Origin of the sequence: Rhodococcus sp. NPDC049939 (assembly GCF_040656415.1) — a bacterium.
Taxonomy (GTDB): Bacteria; Actinomycetota; Actinomycetes; order Mycobacteriales; family Mycobacteriaceae; genus Rhodococcus_F.
In genome coordinates this window covers 553119-577868 of sequence record NZ_JBFAMC010000003.1, presented here as the reverse complement: position 1 = coordinate 577868, position 24750 = coordinate 553119, and the positions used below count along the sequence as shown (strand labels likewise).

Annotated in this window: 21 protein-coding genes; 8 read left to right on the top strand and 13 right to left on the bottom strand. The window is 63.6% G+C overall.

What is annotated here, in order from left to right; all coding sequences use genetic code 11:
* From AB0I57_RS14895 to AB0I57_RS14870, 6 genes are all read right to left on the bottom strand, one after another.
* Nucleotides 1-5901, bottom strand: a 5901-nt coding sequence (locus tag AB0I57_RS14895) for an amino acid adenylation domain-containing protein (protein ID WP_358336383.1), incomplete at its 3' end; no start/stop codon positions are given.
* A 116-nt stretch (nt 5902-6017) separates the two neighbouring features.
* The gene (locus AB0I57_RS14890) at nt 6018-7586 is read right to left on the bottom strand and encodes an amino acid adenylation domain-containing protein (protein ID WP_358336380.1); all 1569 of its coding nucleotides are present in this window, start codon (nt 7584-7586) and stop codon (nt 6018-6020) included.
* Nucleotides 7583-8653 (bottom strand): HAD-IIIC family phosphatase, encoded by a 1071-nt coding sequence (locus tag AB0I57_RS14885; protein WP_358336377.1) that lies wholly within the window; start codon nt 8651-8653, stop codon nt 7583-7585. The genes AB0I57_RS14890 and AB0I57_RS14885 overlap by 4 nt, the downstream gene beginning before the upstream one ends.
* Nucleotides 8650-9660 carry a 3-oxoacyl-ACP synthase gene (locus tag AB0I57_RS14880; RefSeq protein WP_358336374.1) on the bottom strand — a complete coding sequence of 337 codons (1011 nt, stop codon included), beginning with the start codon at nt 9658-9660 and terminating at the stop codon, nt 8650-8652. The genes AB0I57_RS14885 and AB0I57_RS14880 overlap by 4 nt, the downstream gene beginning before the upstream one ends.
* Nucleotides 9657-10754 (bottom strand): acyl-CoA dehydrogenase family protein, encoded by a 1098-nt coding sequence (locus AB0I57_RS14875; protein WP_358336371.1) that lies wholly within the window; start codon nt 10752-10754, stop codon nt 9657-9659. The genes AB0I57_RS14880 and AB0I57_RS14875 overlap by 4 nt, the downstream gene beginning before the upstream one ends.
* Nucleotides 10751-11050, bottom strand: coding sequence for an acyl carrier protein (locus tag AB0I57_RS14870; RefSeq protein ID WP_358336369.1), 300 nt, complete (start codon nt 11048-11050; stop codon nt 10751-10753). The genes AB0I57_RS14875 and AB0I57_RS14870 overlap by 4 nt, the downstream gene beginning before the upstream one ends.
* Nucleotides 11051-11213: 163 nt before the next feature.
* Here AB0I57_RS14870 and AB0I57_RS14865 point away from each other — a divergent pair, with 163 nt between their 5' ends.
* From AB0I57_RS14865 to AB0I57_RS14850, 4 genes are all read left to right on the top strand, one after another.
* Complete coding sequence (locus tag AB0I57_RS14865; RefSeq protein ID WP_358336366.1) at nt 11214-11981, top strand: sulfite exporter TauE/SafE family protein; 768 nt, start codon at nt 11214-11216, stop codon at nt 11979-11981.
* Nucleotides 11982-12040: 59 nt separating this feature from the next.
* Nucleotides 12041-12853 carry an HAD-IIA family hydrolase gene (locus AB0I57_RS14860; RefSeq protein WP_358336363.1) on the top strand — a complete coding sequence of 271 codons (813 nt, stop codon included), beginning with the start codon at nt 12041-12043 and terminating at the stop codon, nt 12851-12853.
* A 127-nt stretch (nt 12854-12980) separates the two neighbouring features.
* Complete coding sequence (locus tag AB0I57_RS14855) at nt 12981-13955, top strand: hypothetical protein (RefSeq protein WP_358336360.1); 975 nt, start codon at nt 12981-12983, stop codon at nt 13953-13955.
* Between the two features lie 62 nt (nt 13956-14017).
* Nucleotides 14018-14575, top strand: a complete 558-nt coding sequence (locus AB0I57_RS14850) for a hypothetical protein (RefSeq protein ID WP_358336357.1) — start codon at nt 14018-14020, stop codon at nt 14573-14575.
* 107 nt (nt 14576-14682) lie between these two features.
* Here the strand turns inward: AB0I57_RS14850 and AB0I57_RS14845 are convergent, their stop codons facing one another.
* Entirely contained in the window at nt 14683-15141 is a 459-nt protein-coding gene (locus tag AB0I57_RS14845; protein WP_358336354.1) for an LppA family lipoprotein, read from the bottom strand.
* Between the two features lie 77 nt (nt 15142-15218).
* Entirely contained in the window at nt 15219-16922 is a 1704-nt protein-coding gene (locus AB0I57_RS14840) for an alpha/beta hydrolase (protein ID WP_358336351.1), read from the bottom strand.
* A 92-nt stretch (nt 16923-17014) separates the two neighbouring features.
* Here AB0I57_RS14840 and AB0I57_RS14835 point away from each other — a divergent pair, with 92 nt between their 5' ends.
* The gene (locus AB0I57_RS14835) at nt 17015-17332 is read left to right on the top strand and encodes a type VII secretion target (protein WP_358336348.1); all 318 of its coding nucleotides are present in this window, start codon (nt 17015-17017) and stop codon (nt 17330-17332) included.
* Here AB0I57_RS14835 and AB0I57_RS14830 read toward each other — a convergent pair.
* The 3 genes from AB0I57_RS14830 to AB0I57_RS14820 are packed head-to-tail and all read right to left on the bottom strand — an operon-like array spanning nt 17329 to nt 19464.
* Nucleotides 17329-18552, bottom strand: coding sequence for an O-succinylhomoserine sulfhydrylase (locus AB0I57_RS14830; RefSeq protein ID WP_358336345.1), 1224 nt, complete (start codon nt 18550-18552; stop codon nt 17329-17331). The genes AB0I57_RS14835 and AB0I57_RS14830 overlap by 4 nt on opposite strands.
* Nucleotides 18549-18968, bottom strand: a complete 420-nt coding sequence (locus AB0I57_RS14825) for a rhodanese-like domain-containing protein (RefSeq protein WP_358336463.1) — start codon at nt 18966-18968, stop codon at nt 18549-18551. The genes AB0I57_RS14830 and AB0I57_RS14825 overlap by 4 nt, the downstream gene beginning before the upstream one ends.
* 46 nt (nt 18969-19014) lie before the next feature.
* Nucleotides 19015-19464, bottom strand: a complete 450-nt coding sequence (locus tag AB0I57_RS14820) for a hypothetical protein (RefSeq protein ID WP_358336342.1) — start codon at nt 19462-19464, stop codon at nt 19015-19017.
* A gap of 215 nt (nt 19465-19679) precedes the next feature.
* Here AB0I57_RS14820 and AB0I57_RS14815 point away from each other — a divergent pair, with 215 nt between their 5' ends.
* The gene (locus AB0I57_RS14815) at nt 19680-21071 is read left to right on the top strand and encodes an FAD-dependent oxidoreductase (protein WP_358336339.1); all 1392 of its coding nucleotides are present in this window, start codon (nt 19680-19682) and stop codon (nt 21069-21071) included.
* 182 nt (nt 21072-21253) lie between these two features.
* A complete protein-coding gene (locus AB0I57_RS14810) occupies nt 21254-22009 on the top strand; it encodes an amidohydrolase family protein (protein WP_358336337.1) in 756 nt (251 codons plus the stop codon).
* A gap of 24 nt (nt 22010-22033) precedes the next feature.
* On the opposite strand, the gene AB0I57_RS14805 is transcribed toward AB0I57_RS14810, so the two are convergent.
* Nucleotides 22034-22582 (bottom strand): hypothetical protein, encoded by a 549-nt coding sequence (locus AB0I57_RS14805; RefSeq protein WP_358336334.1) that lies wholly within the window; start codon nt 22580-22582, stop codon nt 22034-22036.
* Nucleotides 22583-22837: 255 nt separating this feature from the next.
* On the opposite strand from AB0I57_RS14805, the gene AB0I57_RS14800 reads away from it, so the two are divergent.
* On the top strand, nt 22838-23845 hold the full coding sequence (locus AB0I57_RS14800) for a sugar kinase (RefSeq protein ID WP_358336331.1): 1008 nt from the start codon (nt 22838-22840) through the stop codon (nt 23843-23845).
* A gap of 22 nt (nt 23846-23867) precedes the next feature.
* On the opposite strand, the gene AB0I57_RS14795 is transcribed toward AB0I57_RS14800, so the two are convergent.
* A complete protein-coding gene (locus AB0I57_RS14795; protein WP_358336328.1) occupies nt 23868-24734 on the bottom strand; it encodes a DNA-formamidopyrimidine glycosylase family protein in 867 nt (288 codons plus the stop codon).
* Between the last annotated feature and the right edge of the window lie 16 nt (nt 24735-24750).

Genomic DNA, 24750 nt, shown 5'->3' with positions numbered 1-24750 from the left:
CGACACCCGCGACGACGACGTCACCGAAAACCGATCACGCTCCTCGACAGCCAAATTCGCCACACCCTCATGCGTGACCACCACACCCTTCGGCCTCCCCGTCGACCCCGACGTATACATCAGGTACGCCGGATGATGCGGCCGCAGCGGGACGACTCGGTCATCGTCTGTGATCGAACGAGATTCCCGATGCAGTGATGGGCTTGGACGATCGAGGAGTAGCCACTGCACTCCGTCCGGCATCCGCTCCCGCTGCTCGGAGACGGTCAGGCCTGCCACTGCCCCGGAATCCGCGACGATACCGGCGATCCTCTCTGGCGGCAGACTCGGATCGACGGGTACGAACGATGCACCCGACTTGGCCACCGCCCACACCGACACCACCAACTCGACCGACCGAGCGAGCCCGATCGCCACCTGGTCTTCCGGTCCGACGCCGCGCCGGATCAAGATCCAGGCCACGTGATTCGACCACTCGTCGAGTTCTCGATACGACATGACCTCGTTGCCGTACGACAACGCGACAGCGTCCGGGTTGCGGGCGGCCGCCGCAGAGAGAATCTCCGGAAATAGTGCGGTGGCGCCTGTGGGCGGCCCGCACATCGGAACAAGCGTCGCTCGCTCCTCGGGAACGAGCAGATCGAATCGCCCGAGCGGCCGATCCGGAGCAGTCACGACAGCGTCGAGCAGTCGCAGGAACCGCTCGGCGAACTTCTGCACAGTTGCCGCATCGAAAATGTCTGTGGCATAGGTGAATCCTGCGAGCATCCCGGCGGGGGAACCGTCTTCATACCACTGTTCGGCCATCGTCAGTTGTAGGTCGAAGACGGAGACGGAGACACCGAGGTCGATCTGCTCCACCTGCAAATCCGGCAGAACCGGAGTCGGCCGCTCGATGTCCTGGAACTCGAAGAACACCTGAAACAGCGGTGTATACGCAGTCGTGCGCGGGATGTCCAGAGCCTCCACAACCCGCTCGAACGGAATCTCCGCGCACGCGAACGCCTCGAGATCGCGGTCCCGCACATCGGCAAGCAGGGTTGCAAACGAATCGCGGGCCCGAACCGGTGTGCGCAGGGCAACGGTGTTGACGAACATCCCTACTACATCGTCGAGCACGGCCTCACCGCGCCCGGCCACGGCAGACCCGATCACCACGTCGCCAGTACCCGTCATACGGGACACCAGTATTGCGAGCGTGGCATGTATGACCATGAAGATCGTCGCATCGTGACGTCGAGCAAGGGACACCAATTGTCGGTGCAGCTGATCGTCGACGGAGAAGGAGACTCGCGCACCTTCGAGGGAACGGCGCTCGGGACGATCACGATCCGTCGGGAGCGCGGTCTCGCCCGGCACGTCGGCAAGCGTGGAACGCCAGTACCGGAGTTGCCGCGACATCAGCGAGTTGGGGTCTTCCTCCGATCCGAGCAGCAACCGTTGCCAGATGGTGTAGTCGGCGTATTGCACAGGCAGCGGGGCCCAATCCGGTGCGTGTCCCCGCGCCCTGGCCGTGTACGCGGTCGTTACGTCTCGGGCGAGTGGAGCCAGCGAGAGTGCATCCGCCGCGATGTGATGCACCACCACGGCCAGTGCGTAGTCGCGCGGGCCCACCTCGAACAAGTGCGCCCGCAGCGGAACCTGCGTCGTCACCTGGAAGCCGGTCGACAGCGCGGCCTCTAGTTCGTCCTGCAACTCGGTTTCCCCCGCTACCACCACGGCGCGGAGGTCAGGCACGGCTTCCAACGCCGGCATCACCGACTGCACAGGCGTGTCCCTCCGAAACGGAAACACCGTCCGCAGTACCTCGTGCCGGTCCGCCACGTCCCTCAGTGCAGCGCCCAATGCAGCGACGTCGAGCCGACCGTGCAGCCGGAAAGCTGCCGCAATGTTGTAGGCAGGCGATGTCGCGTCGAACTGGTCGAGAAACCACATTCGAGCCTGTGCCGCCGACACCGGTACCAGGCCGGAACGCTCGTTGGCCTGCAGGGGCGGACGAATCGTCGACTCCGCATCCTTCAGGAGTGCCGCCAGTGACCGCACGGTCTTGGTCTCGAAGATGTCACGTACTCCGACGCTCACACAGAGCACCGCATGGATTCGTGCCACCGCTTTAGCCGCGATCAACGAGTTTCCTCCGAGCGCGAAGAAGTCGTCGTCGACGCCGACCGCGGGCAATTCGAGCAGCGATGCGAAGATCTCCGCAAGCTCCTTCTCGATGGGCGTACTCGGCGCAACGAATTCCGCACGGGGATCGAAGGTCGGCGCAGGCAGTGCGGCCCGGTCCAATTTTCCGTTCACCGTGAGAGGCAACCGGTCGAGGATCGTCACCGAAGCAGGGACCATATACGAGGGCAAGGCGGTTCTCGCGGCATCGAGCACCGCCCCAGCATCGACGATGGTGCCGGCGCCCGGTACTACGTAACCCGCGAGTGCGGACCCTGTCACCGGATCCTGACGCGACGTCACGACCGCCTGTTCGACCCCGGCACATCGACTCAGTACCGACTCCACTTCACCCAATTCGATACGGAATCCACGGATCTCGACCTGCAGATCGTCACGGCCGAGATACTCGAGGCCCCCGTCGCGTCGCCACCGGACCACATCGCCGGTGCGATACATCCGTTTTCCCGATGCGTCCGCGACGAAGCGGGAGGCGGTCAGTCCGGGGTTCCCGCGATAGCCGCGAGCCACTTGAGGACCTGCTATGTACAGTTCACCCGCAACACCCACCGGAACCGGATGCAGCCGCGAATCCAGCACCGACACATGAAATCCGGGAATCGCTTGCCCGATCATGTTCGTCCACGCACCGGCCACGAGGGAGCGGTCCAGGGGAAGGTGACTCACGTGCACAGTCGTTTCGGTGATGCCGTACATGTTCACCATCACCGGTGAGTCCGCCCCATAATGCGCGTACCACCGGTCGAGTTGTGCGAAGTCGAGTGACTCACCACCGAACACGACATATCGGAGCGTTAGCGGATCGGGGTCGGCCGCAACGGCGACCTCGGTCAGTTGAGAGAACGCGGCCGGCGTCTGACTCAGCACCGTCACCCGTTCCCTACGCAACAGTTCGAGAAAGGCCACCGGTGACCTGCTGACTTCGAAGTCGACGACAACGAGAGTTCCACCGTGCAGCAAGGCGCCCCACAGTTCCCAGACCGAGAAATCGAAAGCCGGTGAGTGGAACATCGTCCACACGTCGTCGCCGTCGAAGCTGAACAATTGCTGGGTGCTCGTGAACAGAGCGACCACGCTTCGGTGTGAGACCGCGACACCCTTCGGGCGTCCCGTCGAGCCCGAGGTGTAGATGACATATGCGAGAGAGTCCGGATCGGTCGACGCCGTTTCCACGTGGGTCAGTGGTTCCTCCGTGATGCCATCGAGGTCGAAGTCCGTCGAATTCGAAGATGCGGAATCGAGAAGGACGACCGGCACGTCCGACGGTGGCAGTGTCGACGCGGTATCACGTGTGGCCACGATGCACGCTGGGCTGGCGTCGTCGAGCACCAGCTCCGTCCGACCACCAGGGTGGTCCACGTCGATCGGCAGATAGGCCGCGCCGGCGACAGTGACAGACACGAGCGTGACGACCAGCGCCGCCGACCGGGGCACCGCGACCGCCACTACCGACTCCGCACCCACGCCCAGAGAGAGAAGATGCCGGGCAAGGCGGTCCGAACGGCGCTGAAGCTCCCGGTAGCTCAGACGCTCATTTCCGGACACGAGCGCGAGGGCATCGGGACACTGCGCCGCCCGCGCGGCAAACAGCTCGGACAGTGTCGTATCGACGGAGGGCACCGATCCTGTGGTCACATGCCGCAGAACTCGCTCTGACGGTTCGAGCAAGTCGATGTCGCCGACGGGGACGGACGGGTCCGCGACGGCGGCATCGACAATCCGTATAAAGCGGCTGGCGAATCCCTCGACAGTTTCGGCGTCGAACAAGTCTGTGGCATAGGTGAATCGGGCCGTCAATCCAACCGGGACGCCTTGGTTGTACCGCTCGAACACCGTCACCCGCAGATCGAGGTCGCCGATCTGCGGACTCTCCAGCCAACCGCGATCCTCACCGGCGCGGAGCTCGAGCAGAACCTGGAACAACGGTGCGTGCGAAGCGGTCCGGGGCGGGTCCAGTACGTCCATGATGCGCTCCAGCGATACACCATGGTGCGCGAACGCCTCCGCGTCCGCGCCCCGCACAGCCTCGACGAATTCGCTGAATCGCGCGGCCCCGCACACGCGGGTCCGCAACGGCACCACCTCGGGATCTAGAGCGGTGTCCGCCTTTGGATCTACAACAGCGCCGATCACGACGTCGTCTATCCGCGCCAGCCGCGACAGCATCAACGCCAGCACCGCGTGCGTCACGGTATAGACGCTCGTCCGATGTTCTTCGGCGAGCGTCACCATTCGATCATGACTGTCGGCACCGAGATCGACATCGACCGTGGCGCCGAGTCGAGAGGGTCGGGCCTGCCGTGGGTGGTCGGCGGGCAGTTCCACGAGTGGGGGTGCGCCCGAGAGCACGCGAATCCAGTACTCGAGGCGGGCCGAGTCGTCGTGGATGGTCGATATCGCGGTATCGTCTTCTGCCTCGAGGAACTCGCCGAGTAGCTCCGAGAACTGGCGGTGATGGTCTCGGACATCTTCGGCGCCATAGCGATCCGGGTTGGCCAGAAATTGCACGAAGGTCTGGCTCGGGGTGCCGCTCTGGTACACATTGACCAGCAGATCCTCGACCGGTCCGGAGGTGACGATGTGGTACTGGCCGGTGATCGAACCGAGCGCGAGTTTCTGCTGGAAGAGCATCACGTTGACCATGGGTCCCGACAGCGCGTCAGCCTTGGCCGCGCCGGCATCCCTGCGGATGTCACCGAGACCGAAACGCTGGTGCCGCAGCGCACCCATCAGACCCAGGTGTACCCGCTCGACCAGTTCACCGACTGTGTCTGCGGGCCGGATCCGCACCGAAAGCGGCACCGCGCCCGCCATCATGCCACCCGACCGTCGTGCAACCGCGGTCGTCCGGGCCGATACCGGGATCTGTACCAGCACTTCCTGGCGTCCCGTCACCCTCGACAGGTAGCAGGCGAACCCGGCGATGATCTTCGCCGCACCAAGGCGGCTGGCGCTGACGACTGCTCGCATTGCCGAATCCGAAAGCGGCGCGCTGACACCGATGCCGGCAGCAACTGCTGGCGCGACCCTTCTGGCCAGACTCGATCCAGGGCCGAGCCCGGCGACTTGGTCGGACCAGAACTTCCGGTCCGCCGCGAACCGACTGGAGGACCGATACTCCTGATCGGCGTCGTACAGAAGTCGGGGGTCCGCAGCTTGGTTCTGCGGCAGTTCCTGCTCCGACACTGCCGCGGAGTATCGGGCTGCGATACGGTTCAGCAAGGTCATCGCACCGTAGCCATCGAGCGCGATATGGTGAATCTTGCTGTACCACCAGTAGTGTTCGTCGCCAATTCGGAGAATCGAGGACTCGACCAGCCTGTCGCGGGTCAGGTCCAGTGGTGTCTCACAGTCGGCACGCATCCACAGCTGAGCGGCATTGACCGGATCGGCGTCGTCGCGGAAATCCAGCAAGCCCATCGAACGGTCGGTCGACGGGTCGACGATCTGGAACGGCTGCCCGTCCCTTTCGATCAACCGAAGAAATGGCGATCCGAATTCGTCGGCTGTGTCCACCGTGGCTCGACGCAGAAGGTCGACATCCAGGTCACCGTACAGCTCTACGTAGTGCGCGATACACAGCGGAACATCCGGGGCCAGTTGCTGAGCCAGCCAAGTGTCGTACTGCACCGCAGACAGCGGGAACGGAGACTCGGAAAGGTTCGTGGCACAGGGGTATTCGCCAACCGAACCCTGCGAACCACGTCCATCCATAATTACCGCATCCAAAACAGAGTGCCCGGGAGCAACCACACTGCGCGGCGAAACCGACCGTTCGTCAGTCCTGCCGGACAGCCGAAACCCGAGATTGCCTTCAAACCGGGACACTGTCAACACTCACCACCCCCGCCCGCCAACATCTCGCGCAGAGCGGTCTCGTCAACCTTGCTGCTCGGCGCCAACGGAAGCGCACCCAGAGCAACGAATCGGTCCGGCACTGCCTGTGCGACGACCAGGTCTGCGCAATGAGCTATCAACTCTCCGGTGGTGGGTAGCAACGTCGCCGTCGATGCAGGAACCCAGAAGGCGGTCAGGACGGTCTCCCCGTGGGCGTTGACACTCGCCAATACCGCTGCCTGGTGAACAGACGGGTGACTCTCGAGAGCGGCTTCGACCGCATGCCTCTCGACTCGGGCCCCCCTCACCTTGACCTGGCCGTCCATCCGTCCGCAGAACTCGATATCGCCGTGCCGGTCGACGCGTGCGAGGTCACCGGTGTGGTACATCCGCGCGCCCGGCTGCGACGTGAACCGATCAGCGACGAATCGCGCCGCCGTGGCAGCCGGGCGACAGGCATAGCCCTCAGCTATCTGCGGACCACCTACGTACAAATCACCGATCGTTCCGTTCGGCACCGGCTCTAGGTCCGCATCCAGGACATACGCCGTGGTCCGCCCCAGTGGCCTGCCGATCGGCACGATGGATGCGGGAACGTCTCGCACCGAGTGGGCTAGGCAGCTGACGGTAGTTTCGGTCGGACCGTACTCGTTGCGCAACGCAATCCCGGGGAGTACCGCGCGGTGCTGTTCGACCAGGGTTCCCGGCAGCGCTTCGCCCGCAAGCGTAACCAGCCGCAGATGCGCGCGCAGCGGTGCGAGATGAGGCAGCAGCAAGCGATAGAACGAGGGCGTCGCCACCAGATGGGTGGCCTGCCATTTCTGTGCGAGCGCGGCGACGGCCTCGGCATCCATCAGTTCGCCGGCATCGGGCAACACACTCGTTCCTCCCCTGCAGAGAGTCCAGAGAGTCTTCAGCAGGGATCCGTCCCAGGTGAACCGGAATGCCGAGAATGCAACGAGATTCGCCTCGTCGTAGTCGTAGCTCCGGCCCCCGACCATGGCCGCGAGATTGGCCCTGCTGGCCACGACGGCCTTCGGGATACCCGTGGACCCGGAGGTGGTGATCACGTAGGCGGGCATGGCGACGGGAATCGTCTCGGGAATGGTCGTGGACGCGGCCACAGTGGGCGAGTGTTGCGAATCCAGGTCGTGCAGCACAGGTAGGCGCCTTGCGCTCTCGGCCAGCCCGCGAACCGACTCCGCTGACGTCTTCGGATCCAGGGAACCGAAGATAATTGCACCGCAATCGATATCGCCGATCAACGTCCGGAGCTGCCGCACCGGATGCCCCGGCTCGATCACACACCACGCGGCGCCCAGCCTCAGCGCTGCGAACATGGCGACCAACGTCGCGACACTCTGCTGCTGATGGATCAGCACGACCTGCCCCGACCGGACTCCCCGGCGGCGCAGCAGCCGAGCGAGCGCAGCGCTCTCCGACTCGAGTTCCCGATACGTCAGCGACCGATCTCCCACCACGATCGCGATCCGATCGGGAATCCGACCGCACTGCCGAAGAATCTCGTGCATCACTCCACCACGCATGAGCACATCCGTCATGGCAGTACGTCTCTCGAAGGCATCACGTCTTCCGAGCGAACCTCGACGTGACTGGTACTCGGCGCAGCTTCGCGTCGAACGTCGCTGCACATCAACACCATCCGGGCGGGATGCGAGTCGACAACCTCGAAACCCGAGAACCGTAGCGTCACCAGCATGACGCGGTTCACCTCGGTCGGCACGAACTCCGCAAGAGCACGCTTCCCCCGCACCCGTGCCCGGTCGACGACGTGCTGAATGAAGGCTGTCCCAACCCCGCGAGACATCACCCGGCACGACATCAACAGCAGTTTGAGAACGGATTCGTCATCGCTCATCTCGGACACCGCGAGTCCGATCGTGCCGTATCCGCCGAACCGGTCGGAGAGAGAAGCGACGAGCACTTCGTGCTCGCTCGAAGCGCAGAGCCTTCGCAGTTCGTCGATGCCGAATGTTTGTCCTGTCGTGTTGAGTTGATTCGATCGGACGGTCAGCTCGTGTGCGCGTGCCAAGTCGCCCTCGTTCGCCCTGCGGACGGTCATGACCAGTTCGAGCGACGCCAGGAATTGCGAGTTCGAGCCCTCGAACTCCTGTTCTCCGATCTTCCGGATCCGTTCTGCTCTATACAGAGCCCTTCGCTGCCGCGCCTCTTCGGTAATCGAGGCAGGCGTGAGCTCCGGAAGGTTTGGGAAGTTGGCTATCTGCTCGGCCGGGTAGCAACGCACCTGAGGCAGCGCCCCGGACACCTCGGCACGCTCGAAAGGGTCGTTGTCGACGAAAGCGACAGCATCGAGGCCAATGTTCAAACTCTCTGCGATCCGGCGTACCGACTCCGATTTGGGCCCCCAACTGACGTCGATGGCGCTGAACATTTCCTCGATGCCATGGGTTCGCAAATGCGCCGCAGCGGGCTCGAACTCCCCTCTGCTCGCTACTGCGTGCAATATCCCCCGCTGATCGAGAACATCCAGTGCCAACAGTGCCTCCGGTTTCGGCACCGGCGCATCCTGTTCGAGAACGACTCCGTCCCAGATGGTGTCGTCCAGATCCCACACGACGCATTTCACAGCCGGGTCCATAGCGATCACTGCCCGTCCCGCGTCGCGTCCGGCAACCTACGGAGCAGCGCGCTGCTCCACGCCGCTACCGGGCTGCTGTTCATGATCAGGACGTTCTGGCCGATCGCCTGGGCACTCGCTGCGCGTTCGAGGTTCAACGCGATATCGACGGATCCGAGATGTCCGAATCGGGACAGATTGTCGCGGCAGACGGGATCGATAGTGACGTCGAGCGCCTCCCCCCAGAAGGCGAACGCACCGACCGACAGGTTCTGCATCAGGAAGGCGCCGAGCGCGTCCCGCTCGAGTCCGTTCCGCGCGAGGAGATCGGCGTTGATCTCGGTGAACCGCTTGCGGCTCTCGACTGCGAGACGAAACGAGTACGTAGGTTCGTCGGCGCATTCCTCCCGCCAGTCCTCCACCCGCACGTTCTGGTAGTCGATACGGAACAAGTCGGAGTACCTCCCGTCGCTACGAACCGTCTGGTCGACGATCTCGTACAGTCCGGTCCCCGACATAGTCAACAGCACCGCGGCCGCACCGTCACCCAATAACGTCATCGGCGACCTGTACCGCGACGGCGTCGGACTCTTGGAGGCAGCGACGACGAGGACTTTGCGGCATCGCGGGTCGCATCGGAGCAACGCGGCGGCAAGGGTGAATGCCGCCGAGATCGAGACGCACCCGAGGTCACCCACCGTGGTGGTAAACGCACGACTCGCGCCGAGCTTTCGTTGCAGCCGCGTCGCCTCGGAGGCGAGCAAGTACTGCGGAACCCGTCCCTGGACGAGCAGCAGAGCGTCGAGTTGCGTGGCGTCGACACCCGACTTGCGGAGCGCCTCGGCCGCAGCGGCGTGAGCCAGGTCCACCTCCGAGTACCCATCACCGGTCCGGACCGTGTCGATACCCAGGGACAACGCATGCTCACGCTGCGCGATCGGCAACTCGTCAAGTTCCGGCAAGCTCGCCACCTTCACTTCGTCGTCGGGGAACCAGAGCGCAACCGATTCGATGGTGACCGGTCCGTCAGCAGTCATCGCGCTCCTCCCCCCAAGACGTAGTCACCGAGCTGGAGTTCCGCGACTTCTGTCGCCCCCTCGATGATCTGCATGACCTTGGCGTCACGGAAGAAGCGACCGACCCGGCTGTCCGATGCGCATCCCGCTGCACCGAGTACCTGGACGGCATGTTGACTCACCGAAGCAGCGACCTGGGACGCGGCGAACTTCGCGGCCACCGTCGCAAATATGGCGGTGGGCTTGTGGGCGTCGCGTTGTTCCGCCGCACGTTCACACAGGGCGCGAGCACCCGCTGCGTCGACCCAACTGCGTCCGACGATCGCTCGGACGCCATCATGCTCGGACAGTACGGTGCTGCCCTGCACCCTCGTGGCGGCGTGCGCGACGACGTCGCCGAGGCAGGCTCGCGACATGCCCACGCATCCCCACGCGATGGTGTACCGGCCATGGTCAAGGGCGGTGCTGACGACGTGGGACAGTCCGAACCCCGGCGGGGCTATCAGGTGATCAGCAGGGACGACGACCTCATCCAGTCCGATATGGGCGAGCCTGGCGCCACGCATGCCGAGCTGTCCGTGGATCGGGTCGACGGAGACTCCGGGCGAGTTGGTCTCGACGAGCGCGGTCATCAGCCCCGCGGGTGACCGGCCGAGCACCAGCAGCACGTCCGCGACCTCGCCGAACGTGACCCACAGCTTCCGGCCCGAAATTCGGTGATCCGAACCGTGCGGCTCGAACGTGGTACTCACCGACGCCAGATCGCTTCCAGCACCGGTTTCGGTGGCCGCGAATCCGGCGAGCCGTTCGCCGGTCGTGAGAGCGGGCAACCATTGGGCTCGTTGTTCCGGCGTGCCCCATCGATCGACGGAAGCATTGACCAGACCTTGGATGGTCAGTAGCGAGCGCAGCGATGTGCAGACAGCCCCGAGCCTCTCCGCCACCGAGCCGAGTTCGACGGCGGTGAGGCCGAGACCGCCGTAGTCCGTCGAACGATCCAAACCTAGAACTCCCGCCTTGGCGGCGGCCTCGATGACTTCGACCGGCAGACCCGACTCGTCCCAGGCTGCGGCGTCGGTCTCTGCGGAGGCGATCAGGGAATCGACACCGATCACCGCGCGTCCCCGTCCGGCACAGGAGACTTCTCGCCCCGCTTTCTGCGTATGAATTCGGCCACACGAGCCACAGTACGGAAGTTGTCGAGGTCCAGATCTTCCACTTCGACTACGACGCCATGAGTTCCTTCGATGTACGTGACGATCTCCAGGGCCCGCAACGAGCTGACCAATCCGAGCGTGAAGTAGTCATCGTCGGGGCCGAGGTCCGTGGAGGTGATCGAACTCAGGTACTGCCGCAACTGCTCGATCAGCCCATCACGAGACCCGGGCACAGATGCTTCTGCTGTGTCCATTCGGAGGGAATGCCCCACCGAGCCGATTTTCAATCATCGCCATTCGACGAGCAAACACTCGAACGACCACCGCGGTCTCGGACGGTGCAGACGCAGGCCCCTGCTCGCAACGCCGGTCGAAGTCGCCACGCGTTTGCCGTCTCGTCCTTGTAGCGTCGCCCCGGTGACATCAATCGAAGCCATCGCAATCCTCGTGGCCGGAGTGGGTGCGGGCGCGATCAACGCCGTCGTCGGTAGCGGGACACTCATCACCTTCCCCACCCTGGTCGCGTTCGGCTTCCCGCCGGTAACCGCCACGATGTCCAATGCGGTCGGCTTGGTGGCCGGTGGGGTGTCCGGTACCTGGGGATACAGGCGGGAGTTGGTGGGTCAGGGCCCACGTCTGCGGTGGCAGATCCCGGCCTCGTTGTGCGGTGCGGTTCTCGGTTCGTGGCTTCTGGTCCAGCTACCCGCTGCGGTGTTCGAACTCGTGGTCCCGGTGCTACTGGTCATTTCACTGACGCTGGTGATGCTGCAACCCAAGATTCAGGCATGGGCCAGACAACGTAGCAGCCACGAAGCCGGACTGAGCACGACGCGCCTGACACTACTGACTGTCGGTACCTTCGCAGTCGGCGTCTACGGCGGCTACTTCACGGCAGCACAGGGCATCTTGTTCATGGGGGTCATGGGGGCGATCCTGCCCGAGAGCATTCAGCGGATGAACGGCGCCAAGAACCTACTCGCTCTGATAGTCAACATCGTGGCCGCGACCACCTACACGCTGGTGGCCTTCGATCGGATCAACTGGGCCGTGGCCGGCCTCATCGCAGCAGGCTCACTTCTCGGTGGCGTCCTCGGCGCCCGCTACGGTCGCCGATTGTCACCGAACGCTCTACGAGGAGCCATCGTCGTGGTCGGCGTCGTCGGACTGTGGCGACTGCTCGGATAGGCGCGCAGACACTCTGCCTCACTTGTTCGCGCAGGCCACTCCGCCGCCATACTGAAAGAGTGAGCACAAACGAGGCGAACCCGGGCTGGACCTATCTCATTGACATGGACGGCGTCCTCGTCCACGAGGAACATCTGATCCCCGGAGCCGACGTGTTCCTGTCCGAACTCCGAGGAGCCGGCATCCCGTTCATGGTCCTGACAAACAACTCGATCAGGACTCCACGCGACCTCCGCGCCCGCCTACTGCGCACCGGCCTGGACGTCCCCGAAGACTCGATCTGGACGTCCGCGCTGGCGACGGCGACGTTTCTGGCGAGCCAGCGTCCGGGCGGCAGCGCCTACGTCGTCGGCGAGTCCGGGCTCACCACCGCACTACACGACATCGGATACGTCCTCACCGAGAACGAGCCCGACTACGTCGTCCTCGGCGAAACCCGCACCTATTCGTTCGAGGCCATCACCACTGCAATTCGCTTGGTGGAAAAGGGCGCGCGATTCATCGCCACCAACCCCGACCCCACCGGCCCGTCCCGGGCCGGTTCGCTCCCCGCAACCGGATCCGTTGCAGCGCTGATCAGCAGGGCCACCGGGCGCGACCCATACTATGTCGGCAAGCCGAACGCGCTGATGATGCGGTCGGCGCTGCGCGCCATCGGAGCGCACTCCGAGAACACACTGATGATCGGCGACCGCATGGACACCGACATCGTCTGCGGACTCGAGGCCGGGCTGCAGACGATCCTCGTCCTGACTGGGATCTCGACGCGGGATTCGGTCGAGTTGTTCCCGTATCGGCCCACAGTAGTCCTGGAATCAGTCGCCGATCTCGTCGACCACACGGCAGATCCCTTCAGCACCGGGCGCAACTGAAGCCGGCGCTGTAACAAAATCCATGTCGTGCGCGACATGGTGACCGTGAGCATCCTCGGCGGGTACTGACCTACCGAGTTCGGCAATTGATTGCGGCTCTTCGGCATACACACAGGGCGGGAAAACAATGTTTGGTGACAGAAGGTACACCGCGGGACTGGCAACGACGATGGCGATCGGGCTAGGGGTAGGAATCGCGGGGGCGACCCCGGCTGCCGCGGACCCCATCTCTGATCTGAGTGCCGCAGCCATCGAAACGCTGCGCGAGCTGGGTGCCCCCATTGCCGGTCAGACGTCACTTCCGTTTCCTGGCGTCCGCTGGCAGCGTGGAATCGCCGTCGATCGCGGAGACGTCTACGTCATCGATAGTGCAAGCAAGAACGTGCTCAAACTCGGCACCGAAGACTCTCGCCCGGTCACCTTGCCGTTCGGCGAACTCGTCGACCCACGCGCGGTCGCGGTCGAGGACGGCAACGTCTACGTCGCCGATACCGGCACCAGCCAGATCCTCGAACTCGCAGCCGGTGAGTCGACCCCGAGGGCACTCCCCTTCACCGGCCTGAAGCAGCCGATGGGAGTTGCCGTCGAGCATGGGAACGTCTACGTCGCAGACTCTTACAACATGCGTGTGGTCCAGCTCGCGGCCGGCGAGTCGACCCAGACCGAGTTGCTGTCCTTCGATTCCTCGGGCCCGCGTGCGATCGCAGTCGACAACGGAAACGTGTACATCACCGACTTCCACGCCCTCGAAGTAGTCAAGTTTGCCGCGGGCACATCGGAACCCACCGTGCTGCCGTTTCGGCCTGATAGATCGATCATGAGTATTGCCGCCGAGAACGGGGACGTCTACGTCAGCGAGAGCGTCAACCGGCCTTTCCGACCCGGATCAGTGAGCGGTCCTGCGCCGACGGATGTGGGTGTCCGGAAGATCACCGATGGCACCTCCCCCGCAACGGTCGTACCGTTCCGCAACTTCGATTTCGGCGGTGGCGTTGCGGTGAGCGAGGGAAAGGTTTACATCAACGATGGACCGAACGAGCGTGTCCTGATGCTTCCGGCGGATGCGGTGGCGCCCCGCATCGGAGATATGTTCGGCAGTTGACCTTCTGCACGTCCAGGCGTGCATCAGCAATCCGTTCAACCTAGGGGAAGGAAACACAAGGAATGCAGGTTCGTAGGTCCACGCAGCTCGCCGCTGCGGTCGCGCTGTCCGCTGCGGTGGTCGTCGGGTTGGCGTCTCCGGCGTCAGCCTCACCGAGTAGAGATCCCTTGGCACCCATCACCGCGGCAGCCGGCAGCGCCTCTGTGGGCGAACTCGCCGCCCCACAAGGGGTGAGCGGCCAAACGCTGCTCGCAGCCCACAATGCGGGAATCCCGATCTACGAACTGGCGCAAACCAGGACTTACTACACGGGCAAGATCGGCTACTACAACATCAGCGAGTACCGCCGCGTGCACGATGCAAACATTTTGGGTTCGCCCACAGCGAAGTTCGTGACCTTCGGAGACTTCCCACCGGATATCTTCTACACCAAATCCTATGGCGATCAATCAATTCTGGTAAATCTGCACGAGATCTACGAACCGAACCTCGTCGGGCCGACTCCGAAATTCGATACGACACCCGACAAGTTCAACATGAGCCCACTCATCCAATTGCCCGGCGGTGGGCCAAGCGTCGGCCTCGCCTTCGTCTCAGAATCCTCCTCCTCGAGTTCGTGAAGTAGATTCTGATGAAACGAGTATTGCCCCTCGCCTCATATGAGTGAGGGGCAATACTCACGACCTCGACCCACGCCCTCGCCAACGCTACGGGCGCCAAACGATTCTCATGGGTAGCGGCAGCCGGTGATCCCCCTGATCGACGCAGCCTTGAAGGTGCCGAACGTAATTCGGTTCCCATCGGCACTGAAGAACGTCACGTCGTGGTGGCCGGCTTGGTCCACCAGCACCTCGAGTTGATCCATTCCAGCCTCGGTCGCGATCGCACGCGCCGCGTCGAGCACCGCCCGCCAGTTCGACTCATCGATCGGCACGTCCGAAAGCAATGCCTGCGTGGTGATCGACAACCCGTCGGTGTAAGCGTACGGCCCCGGACAACCACCTCCTTGGCTCCGCTCACGGTGCCATCGGAATCGCGCGTTGGGGGCGATCCCTGTGGCGGCCTCGCCGATCCGCACCACAGCATCGGTAACCAGCCGTTCGGTGTCCGCGAGCGACGGCCAGGCCCGAGCCTTGGCGGCCGCCTCAGCGATTTCCTCGTCACTGAAATTGTAGGGATTTTCCATCACACCACCACATCCACTCACCAGAGCCATCGCGGAGACCGCGCAGGCCACCTTCCACATCCACCGATTACGCGCCGTCACCGCACAGCCAGTTCCGGCAAGCCCGCGACGATCACGGCCATGTTGTACCCGGACGTTCTGAGTTCGCCATTGCTACTCGGCCTGGGGTATTCACTGTGCCCATTGGCATCCTCACGAAGCACACCGTCCGATGTCGTCGCTTCTCGCACCGACAGCTGCTCGAGTTCCGTCTGGACCGGATCCGGGCCCAGTCTTCCGAATCCGTCGACCACTGCAATCGGATCGTCGTGTGCACGCATGACGAAGCCGTGGCCCTGCACCAAACCCAGATCGGGCTCGTCGTTCGCGTTGATTCCTGGCGACCCGTAGAACACCGCATGGTCCACCGGCTGCCCCGGCCCCGGATCTTGCAGTGCCAGAGCCTGTGTGTACGAACCGTAGGAATGTCCGAGGGCAGTGATGTGCGGATCTGCATTGGCGGAAGCCACATCAATTCCCTCGTAGAACGAGGCAAGCTTCGGTGCTCCCGCGGCGGCCCGGTCCGATTGCCAAGAGTCGATCAGCCACCCGCGGCCCAGATTCTGTTCGGTGAATGGCACGTCGTAGTTGCCGGGCCCTGAAGTGGTGGGCGGCTGATATCCCAACCAGGCGATCGACGCCACCGTTTCGTTTCCGCGGCCAACTTTGTCCAGCTGTTTCTCGGCCTCCGCCTTCAGTGCTTTTCCCTCGTCGGTCATGCCCCCGAGGGAAGAGATCGTGGTGTTGACACCCGGCGTGGTGACCGACACGTGATCGGCGGTATCGGGATCACCCAAAGCGAACGCGGCCATCCCACGTTCTCCGGATTTCAGATCGAGCAACATCAGCTTGCCATCGGGGTACTCGCTCACGAGTCTCTCGAGGTCCTCGAGGTCCTTCAACTTCTGCTCGACATACCACAGTTCGGCATCCTCGGCGGTGAAGGTGCCACCGAAAATGTTGTCATCCAAGCTTGCGCGGAGCCTTTCCCTATCGGTCTCCAACCGCGCTCGCTCGTCATCGAACAGGCTCACGTTGGCCTCATGACGCACCCCCGCCGGAATGCCGTCACGATTGCCGACCCACTCGGGATGTTGCTCGATCACCTCACGCCGCTGCTGCTGCGGCATCGCTTCCCAGTACTCGCGGTTGTCGAGTGGGGAGCCGTTCTGTGGTGGCGCAGGTGCCGACAGGTGCCCCCGCTGCTCGCCGGAGGCCACGGCATCCGCATGAGCTGAACCGCGCGCATCGATCTCCCCGCTCGCCGCATTTCTCAGGACATCGGCGGCATCGGCATCAACGTCTTCGGCCTGCAAGATCAACGCCCTCGCGGCAGCTCGAAGTTCGGCGCGCAACCGCTCGCGTCCGTCGGCCGCCCCCTCCTCGACCAGCTGACCGGGCAGGTCGGTGACATCCCCGTCGGCCGTGACAGCCAACCCGTTTGCTGCTGCCGACTCTCGAATTCTGCCGAGCTCTTTCTTCAGGTGCGCGACCGCATCGAGGGTCTCTCCTGCCACCTGCTTCACTGCACCGATCGCGGCGGATTCGTCGGTCAGATCATCCGCCGTCACCTGGAATTGCCCGCGTGCGGCCTCCGCGGATTCGCCCTGCCACTGCGGTAGCCGGCCAATCTCGGCAAGACGCTCCCGCACTGCCTCGATCTTCGTCAGGCGCTCGGCCAGCGACCGCTCCAGTCGCTCCAGTGCTGCGGTGTCCCACTGTGCGATGTCCTTCAGATCCACGATCCCCCCACAGGATTCCCAGGTGTCCGCGTAGCCTAGCCGACAATGCACTCGGGGACGTGCGCCCCAGCCACGAACACGAAGGGGCGAAGATGAACTCCATCGAGGTCGACGCTATCGCGCTGCGGACGGCATCCGCGCAGCTGGACGCTCTGTTCGACGACGCTTCCACATGGCTGACTGCCACCGACAGGGCCGTCTCAGACTCCCACACAGCGTGGACGAACTCCTCATCTGTCGCGTTCGGCGAGTTCACCTCATACCTCGATACCCGGCGGGAACTGCTGCAGCACAACATTTCCAGACTATCGGCCATCATCATCGAGTGTGCGCATCGCTACGACACCCAGGACCGAGCCACCGCCACACGCCTCAGCGCGGTCGGACCGGATACGAGCCTCGACCTCTAGCCGAGTGCCTGCGACAGATCCGACACCAAGTCTTCGGTGTCCTCTAGACCCACGGATATTCGGATGACGCCATCGGTGATGCCCACTGCTGCACGACCTTCCGGACCCATCGCTCGATGGGTGGTGGTGGCCGGATGCGTCACGAGCGACTTGGCGTCGCCGAGGTTGTTGGAGATGTTGACCACCCGCAGGGCGTCGAGCAGTTCGAACGCCCGCTTCTTCGCTTCGCTCTCCGGTGCGTTCAACGCGAAGGTGACGACGGTGCCGCCACCGCTCATCTGCCTTTTTGCGAGTTCGTGCTGCGGGTGCGACTCGAGGAAGGGGTACTTGACCCAGGCGACAGCGGAATGGTCTTCGAGGAACTGTGCGATCTCGAGCGCCGAGGCAACAGAATGGCGGACCCGGATCGGCAGCGTCTCGAGACCTTTGAGGTGCACCCACGCATTGAACGGGCTCAGCGCCGGTCCCGTGTGGCGCATGAGTTCCTGCACCGGGCCCTCGATGTACTCTTTCGACCCGAGGATCGCCCCGCCGAGCACACGGCCCTGTCCGTCGATGTGCTTCGTGCTCGAGTACACCACGACGTCGGCGCCGAGATCGAAGCTGTCCTGCAATATCGGCGTCGCGAAGACGTTGTCCAGCACCACCTTTGCGCCCGCCGCGTGTGCGAGTTCGGTGACGCGCACCACGTCGACGAGTGTCTGCATCGGGTTCGCCGGCGTCTCGAAGAACACGGCCGTCGTCGGCACCGACAACGCCTGCTCCCACTGGTCGAGGTCTTCACCGTCGACGAACACGGTCTCCACACCCCATCGGGGCAGGATCTCGTTGCACACCACGAAGCAGGAGCCGAACAGGCTACGCGCGGCGACGAGGCGGTCACCGGCCTTCAGTAGTGCACCGAGTGCAGTGAACACCGCCGACATGCCGCTGGCGGTGGCGAAGCACGCCTCGGCGCCCTCGATCAGGCGCAACCGCTCCTCGAACATCTTTACGGTCGGATTGCCGTACCGCGAGTAGACGAAATGATCGATGTCACCGGTGAAAGATGCCTCGGCTGCCCCCGCGCTCTCGAAGACGAAGCCGGAATTCAGGAAGATCGCTTCGGATGTCTCCTCGAAACCGGATCGGAGCGTTCCACCGCGCACGCTGAGCGTGCCCCGGCCGACGCCGTCCGGCAACGGCTTGTGGAATGAACCACCTTGGGGAATTGCATTCACCACTGCCTCCAAGGCAGGCCCCTCGCCCGCCAACCTTCCGCTCCACGATGACCTTCGGCGTCCAACGCGCCTTCGAAACCGTCGAGCACGTTGTACGACGGGCGGATGCCCGCCGCCGTCGCGGCTTCCGCCGCACCGATGGACCGCTGGCCGGACCTGCAGAGAAAGAGCACCGGGGCATTCTCGCCACCCGTGACCCCGGCCTCCTTCAATTGATCCACGAACTTGTCGTTGCGCGCGCCTGCCGGGTAGGTGACCCATTCGATCAACAGGGTCTGCCGCCCGAGCGAGGAAATGTCGGGAACACCGACATATTTCCATTCGGCGTCCGTCCGCACGTCTACCAGCGCAGCGCCGGGATTGTCACGAAGCAGCTCCCACGCGCGCTCCGGGGTTATGTCGCCCGAGTAACTCACCATGTCAGATTGCCATACCCTTGGCCGGGACGCTCTTGGAGTCGGTTCAGTCACAGATCAGCCAGTCGCCGTCGACCCGCGTCAACTGCCATGTATCGGTCGTCTCGCCCTCAGCGTCATCCGCGCTGATCCGAACCACGGCCCGACCCCGGTCGCCGTTGATCTCGGACGATTCCACCTGTTGCAGTGTGATCTCGCCTTCCCTCCCGCTGAGTACCGACCGGCCGTCGGACCAGGACGAGCAGGTGAGCGACTCTTGCAGGTCGGTGTCGTTGTTGTTGTGTGCCTGGATGAAGTCCGCAACCGTCCGGCTGATGCGATCCGCTTGCGTGACGTTTTCCTCTGCAGGCGAGAGCCAGCCGGACACGACGATGATGAGCAGGATTACGACGACAGAGGCGACTGCGGCGATGAACGGCGTCGCCGTCACACGGCGGGGATCCACCGGATCGTCCCCGTCCCCCGCACCGTTCGGTGATCCGCTCGAATCAGACATGACTTCCTTTCGAATGTTGGCGTGCCTCGAGAGTAACGAGCAGCCGCTACAAGTTGGATTTGTGACTCCACAACGTCGAGGCTGCTACCCACGGCGCGCGTCTGCCCCCACAATCGGTGTGCCCCTCGTCTGCAACACCCTCGGCCACCCGATTAGGCTGGGCTTAACTAGTTTGAGGTTTCGTTGTCCGCCCATCAGAAGGTAGTTCGCTCCAGATGACTGATCAGACACGTCCGTTGCGCGTAGCGATCGTCGGTGCCGGCCCCGCCGGCATCTATGCAGCTGACGCACTCATGAAATCCGATGCCGCGTCTGAAGGCGGGATCAGCATCGATCTCTTCGAGCGTATGCCCGCACCCTTCGGCCTGATCCGGTACGGCGTCGCGCCTGATCACCCGCGCATCAAAGGCATCGTCACCGCCCTGCACAAGGTGCTCGACAAGCCGCAGGTGCGCCTGCTCGGCAACATCGACTACGGCAGCGACATTACCCTCGATGACTTGCACAGATTCTATGACGCGGTCATTTTCTCCACCGGCGCCAACGCCGACCGTGCACTCAACATCCCGGGCATCGACCTCGACGGGAGCTACGGAGCCGCCGACTTCGTTTCCTGGTATGACGGCCACCCCGACGTCCCGCGCGATTGGCCGCTCCATGCCGAGAAGGTCGCCGTCCTCGGCGTCGGCAACGTTGCACTCGACGTCGCCCGGGTACTCGCCAAGACCGGCGACGAATTGCTCCCGACGGACATCCCCGCCAACGTCTACGCGGGCCTCAAGGCGAACAAGGCGCTCGAGGTTCACGTCTTCGGCCGCCGTGGCCCGGCACAGGCCAAGTTCACCCCCCTCGAACTGCGTGAACTCGACCACTCCCCGACCATCGAGGTCATCGTCGACCCCGAGGACATCGACTACGACGAAGGCTCGGAGCAAGCCCGTCGCAACTCCAAGCAGGTCGACATGGTCGCCAACACCCTGCAGGACTGGGCCATCCGCGATGTCGGCAACCGGCCGCACAAGCTGTTCCTGCACTTCTTCGAGTCGCCCGCTGAGGTGCTCGGGCAGGACGGCAAGGTCGTAGGGCTGCGAACCGAACGCACACAGCTCGATGGCACCGGCAACGTCAAGGGCACCGGCAAGTTCAATGACTGGGACGTCCAGGCTGTCTACCGCGCAGTGGGCTACCTGTCGCAAAATATCGCCAAGCTTCCGTTCGACGATCAGGCAGGCACCGTCCCGAACGAGGCAGGACGCGTAATCATCGACGACACCGCCACGGGAACCGCCCGATTCATGCCCGCCACCTACGTCACCGGCTGGATCAAGCGCGGCCCCGTGGGCTTGATCGGCCACACGAAGGGCGACGCCAATGAGACCGTCGCCAACCTCCTCGAGGACCGGCCCGGGTTCGCCGAACCCGCCGACCCCGGAGAGGACGCGATCATCGCCTTCCTGGAAGACAGGCAGATTCCATACACCACCTGGCAGGGCTGGTACCGCCTCGATGCGCACGAGCGCAGCCTGGGCGAGCCGGAGGGTCGCGAGAGAATCAAGGTCGTCGAGCGCGAGGACATGCTCAAGGCCAGCCAACCTGGCCAGGCCTGAGCACCTGGAAACGGCGTAGGGAACCTCTTGCCTGAAGAGGTTCCCTACGCCGTTTCAGACGAAACGAACAGACCGGCGCGCAATACTGTGGGCGGGTCCTTTGACGAGTTCGCGGTGCCGGGATCCACGGGTTATCGCTCGATAGCCGTCGCCAGATCTTCGCACAAGGCAGGATATGAGTCGTGTTTGACGCCCACGTTCACATCATCGATCCCAGGTTCCCGGTTTTCGAGAACTACGGCTATCTGCCCGAGCACTTCACCATCGCCGACTACCGGGCGCGTGTGGAGGGCCTCGGAGTCGATGGAGGGGCTGTGGTTACGGCCTCATACCAAGGCACCGACCAGAGCTATCTGCTGGCGGCGCTGGAAGAACTGGGTCCGAGCTGGGTGGGTGTCGCGCAACTCGAACCCGATGTCACTGACGAGTGCATCCTCGACCTCGACCGCGCCGGGGTCCGGGCCGTACGGTTCAATCTCCGCCGCACCGCAACCGACCTGAAACTTCTCACCCAGCAGGCTTTGCGGGCCTACGAACTGGCAGGCTGGCACGCCGAGTTCTACGTAGACGCAACGTTGTTGCTGTCACTCGAGCCAGTGTTCGCCAAACTGCCCGCTGTCTGCATCGACCACCTCGGTATGTCGACCCGAGGCTTGCCGTACTTGCTCGATCTGGTGGATCGGGGTGCCCGGGTGAAGGCCACCGGATTCGGCCGGACCACCATCGAAAACGTCGGTGGTGTACTGAGTCAGATCCACGCAGTCAATCCTGAGGCTCTGATGTTCGGTACAGACCTTCCGGGCAGTCGTTCCCGAAGAGTGTTCCAGGACAGCGATATAGACATCATTGCCGACGCCGTAGGCACCGGCTTCCCCGCCGTCATGGGCGCGAACGCCCGACGTTGGTATCGCTGCGGCGCTGACGCGGGAGCCCGGTAGCTACTCGACGTAGCTGAGGTCCCGTCACTGCAGGGTCCACCATCCATCGCACCAAGCTTCTGCCCACTGTTGCGGCCAAGTCGCCCGCTCACATGTCCTCTGGTAGAAGTTCGGGTTACCTGGCCCGACCTCGTCGATTATCAGTGCCTCATCGAGTATCAGTTCGTCACGGATCCGGTCGTCATCGCGCATTCCGTCTCCAGGTCTGTCGCCAGGCCTGTTGCCAGAACTGCCGAGATCGCGGGTTCTGTCGGAACTGCCGAGATCGCGAATGCGGTCACCGGAACTGCCGAGGTCGCGGGTTCTGTCGGAACTGCCGAGATCGCGAATGCGGTCACCGGAACTGCCGCCAAAACTGCTAGGGCCGACGGACCCTCTGTTGGTCATTCGATCCAATCCCGCGAGGGTGCGTTCGCTCTCGGTCATGTCGGAGATGAACTCGACACTAGTCACGCTCCCGGAGCCCTCGTAACTGACCGTCGAGGACTCGGACGCGTTCGCACTCCCGTATCCGCTCAGGCCAAGCGCAACGGCGGCGCAGGGACCCAGAATTAAGTTCGCCTTCCTATTCATGGGTCATTCCTCCCTTCAGGGAGAGTTGTCTGAAATGTCCAACTGCCTCAATGATTCCAGGTTTTCCCTGCTAGCGCCACTATTGACGTGGGATCCGAGCATTCCTTCACTCGAATCATGTTGGTGTACAACTGGTTTTGATCTTTCTATGGTCAACAACTCGGATATACTTGACAATTCAATATCGGACCAACGGGTTGAATCCATGGCTACGATGTCTTCTGGGACCGGTGAAATCAGCCCGAGGACGGCGCCATGACACAACCTCACACTGCCACTTCGCTCTACACCGATAAGGGAGCGCGAAAAGGTCACCGAATGATCACGTTCGGGGAAACCATGGGTCTTCTCACCGCGGAGAACGTCGGGCCGCTCGAGCTGTCCAGGCAGTTCCGCTACGGCATCGGCGGCGCCGAGTCCAACGTCGCCATTGGTGTCGCCCGCCTCGGCGGATCGGTGACCTGGTTCGGCCGGATAGGCCGAGACGCGACCGGCGACATGATCGAACGCCGGCTAGTGGCCGAGCAGATCACCACGGTAGCGATCCGCGATCAACGCCCGACCGGGCTGATGATCAAGCACCATCGCTTTGCTCACGTAGCCCACATCGACTACCACCGTTACCAGAGTGCTGCTGCTGCAATGCATCCCACCGATATCCCCCAGGACGACATCCGGAAGGCCCGGATCCTGCACGTCACCGGAATCACCCCGGCCCTCAGTCAATCCGCTGCCGACACCGTGACCGCTGCAGTCGAGATCGCCAAGGCTGCAGGCATTCTCGTTTCCATTGACGTCAACTATCGCAGCAAGCTCTGGGGCGCAGACGCCGCCGCGCCCGTGCTTCGCCGCCTGGTCGAGCACAGCGACATCGTCTTCGCCGGACCCGAAGAAGCCCGCCTGGTCCTCGGCGAGGATGCCCCTGCCACCGAAACCGACGCAGGTCTCGGGCGGGCACTGGCCGCACTTGGCCCCGCCGAAGCCATCATCAAGGCTGGATCCCGTGGGTGCACGGCGGTGATCGACGGCGAATTCCATCAGATGGACGCGATGCCGGTCGATGTCGTCGACACCGTCGGCGCCGGCGATGCCTTCGTTGCCGGCTACCTCGCCGAACACCTCAGAGGTGCACCGGCCGAAGAACGCATACGCACGGCCATCCAGGTCGGGGCCCTCGCAGTCACCGTTCCCGGAGACTGTGAAGGACTGCCCACACGGGCCGATCTGGAACTGCCTCTGCACACCGAGGACGTTCGACGCTGACTGTGGCGGCGCAGGATGTCCACTACTTGAGCAATCGCGACATTCGACGATCGGCGAGTACCTTGCCACTGGTCTGACACGTGGGGCAATACTGAAATGACTTCTCGGCGAACGCCACTTCTCGGACTGTGTCACCACATACCGGACAGGGAAGGCCCGTCCGGGCGTGGACTCGCATCCCGGATCGCTTCTCCCCCTTCAGCCGAGCCGCATCCTGACCCACCGACCGCTCCACCGCATCGGTGAGCACCGTTCGCATCGCGTCGTACAGCACGTGCACCTGACCCTCAGGGAGTGATCTCCCGATCGCGAAGGGGGAAACCTTTGCAGTGTGTAGCATTTCGTCGGAGTATGCATTTCCGACGCCCGCGAGCACACTCTGGTCGACAAGCGCATTCTTGATACGAGACGGAGTGTTCCGAAGAATCGCCGCGAATTCGGGTTCGGTGACGGCCAAGGCGTCGGGTCCGAGACGAGCGATCCCCTCCACCTCTCGCGGGTCGCGCACCACCCACACCGCGAGTCTCTTCTTGGTACCTGCCTCGGTGAGATCGAACGCCGGCGCCCCACCTTCGGCGGTGAACAGATGGACGCGCAATGCGAGGGGGCCCTTTCCCGGTTTGGGCTGCGCAGCCGAAGGGCTATCCGTCCAACGCAGCCAGCCGCCACGTGAGAGGTGCGCGACCAGCCACAACCCGTCGCAATCGAGCGCGAGATGCTTGCCGAACCGGGCTGCCCCTGTCACGTCACGACCCTGCAACGCCGTGATCGGCGGATCGAAGGTCTTCAGCACGCTCATCGCCGCCACATCCACCCGCCCGACCACCGCTCCCGCCGCATGTTCGCGCAAGAACTCGGCCAACGCCTCCACTTCGGGCAGTTCGGGCATGCTTTCAGGTTAACGA

Coding starts and splice junctions, on each gene's coding strand:
- AB0I57_RS14845 (WP_358336354.1), bottom strand. CDS start 15,141: ATGGAAAATCCCTACAATTTCAGTGACGAGGAAATCGCTGAGGCGGCC.
- AB0I57_RS14835 (WP_358336348.1), top strand. CDS start 17,015: ATGAACTCCATCGAGGTCGACGCTATCGCGCTGCGGACGGCATCCGCG.
- AB0I57_RS14795 (WP_358336328.1), bottom strand. CDS start 24,734: ATGCCCGAACTGCCCGAAGTGGAGGCGTTGGCCGAGTTCTTGCGCGAA.
- AB0I57_RS14855 (WP_358336360.1), top strand. CDS start 12,981: ATGTTTGGTGACAGAAGGTACACCGCGGGACTGGCAACGACGATGGCG.
- AB0I57_RS14880 (WP_358336374.1), bottom strand. CDS start 9,660: ATGACTGCTGACGGACCGGTCACCATCGAATCGGTTGCGCTCTGGTTC.
- AB0I57_RS14850 (WP_358336357.1), top strand. CDS start 14,018: ATGCAGGTTCGTAGGTCCACGCAGCTCGCCGCTGCGGTCGCGCTGTCC.
- AB0I57_RS14805 (WP_358336334.1), bottom strand. CDS start 22,582: ATGAATAGGAAGGCGAACTTAATTCTGGGTCCCTGCGCCGCCGTTGCG.
- AB0I57_RS14815 (WP_358336339.1), top strand. CDS start 19,680: ATGACTGATCAGACACGTCCGTTGCGCGTAGCGATCGTCGGTGCCGGC.
- AB0I57_RS14890 (WP_358336380.1), bottom strand. CDS start 7,586: ATGACGGATGTGCTCATGCGTGGTGGAGTGATGCACGAGATTCTTCGG.
- AB0I57_RS14870 (WP_358336369.1), bottom strand. CDS start 11,050: ATGGACACAGCAGAAGCATCTGTGCCCGGGTCTCGTGATGGGCTGATC.
- AB0I57_RS14800 (WP_358336331.1), top strand. CDS start 22,838: ATGACACAACCTCACACTGCCACTTCGCTCTACACCGATAAGGGAGCG.
- AB0I57_RS14820 (WP_358336342.1), bottom strand. CDS start 19,464: ATGTCTGATTCGAGCGGATCACCGAACGGTGCGGGGGACGGGGACGAT.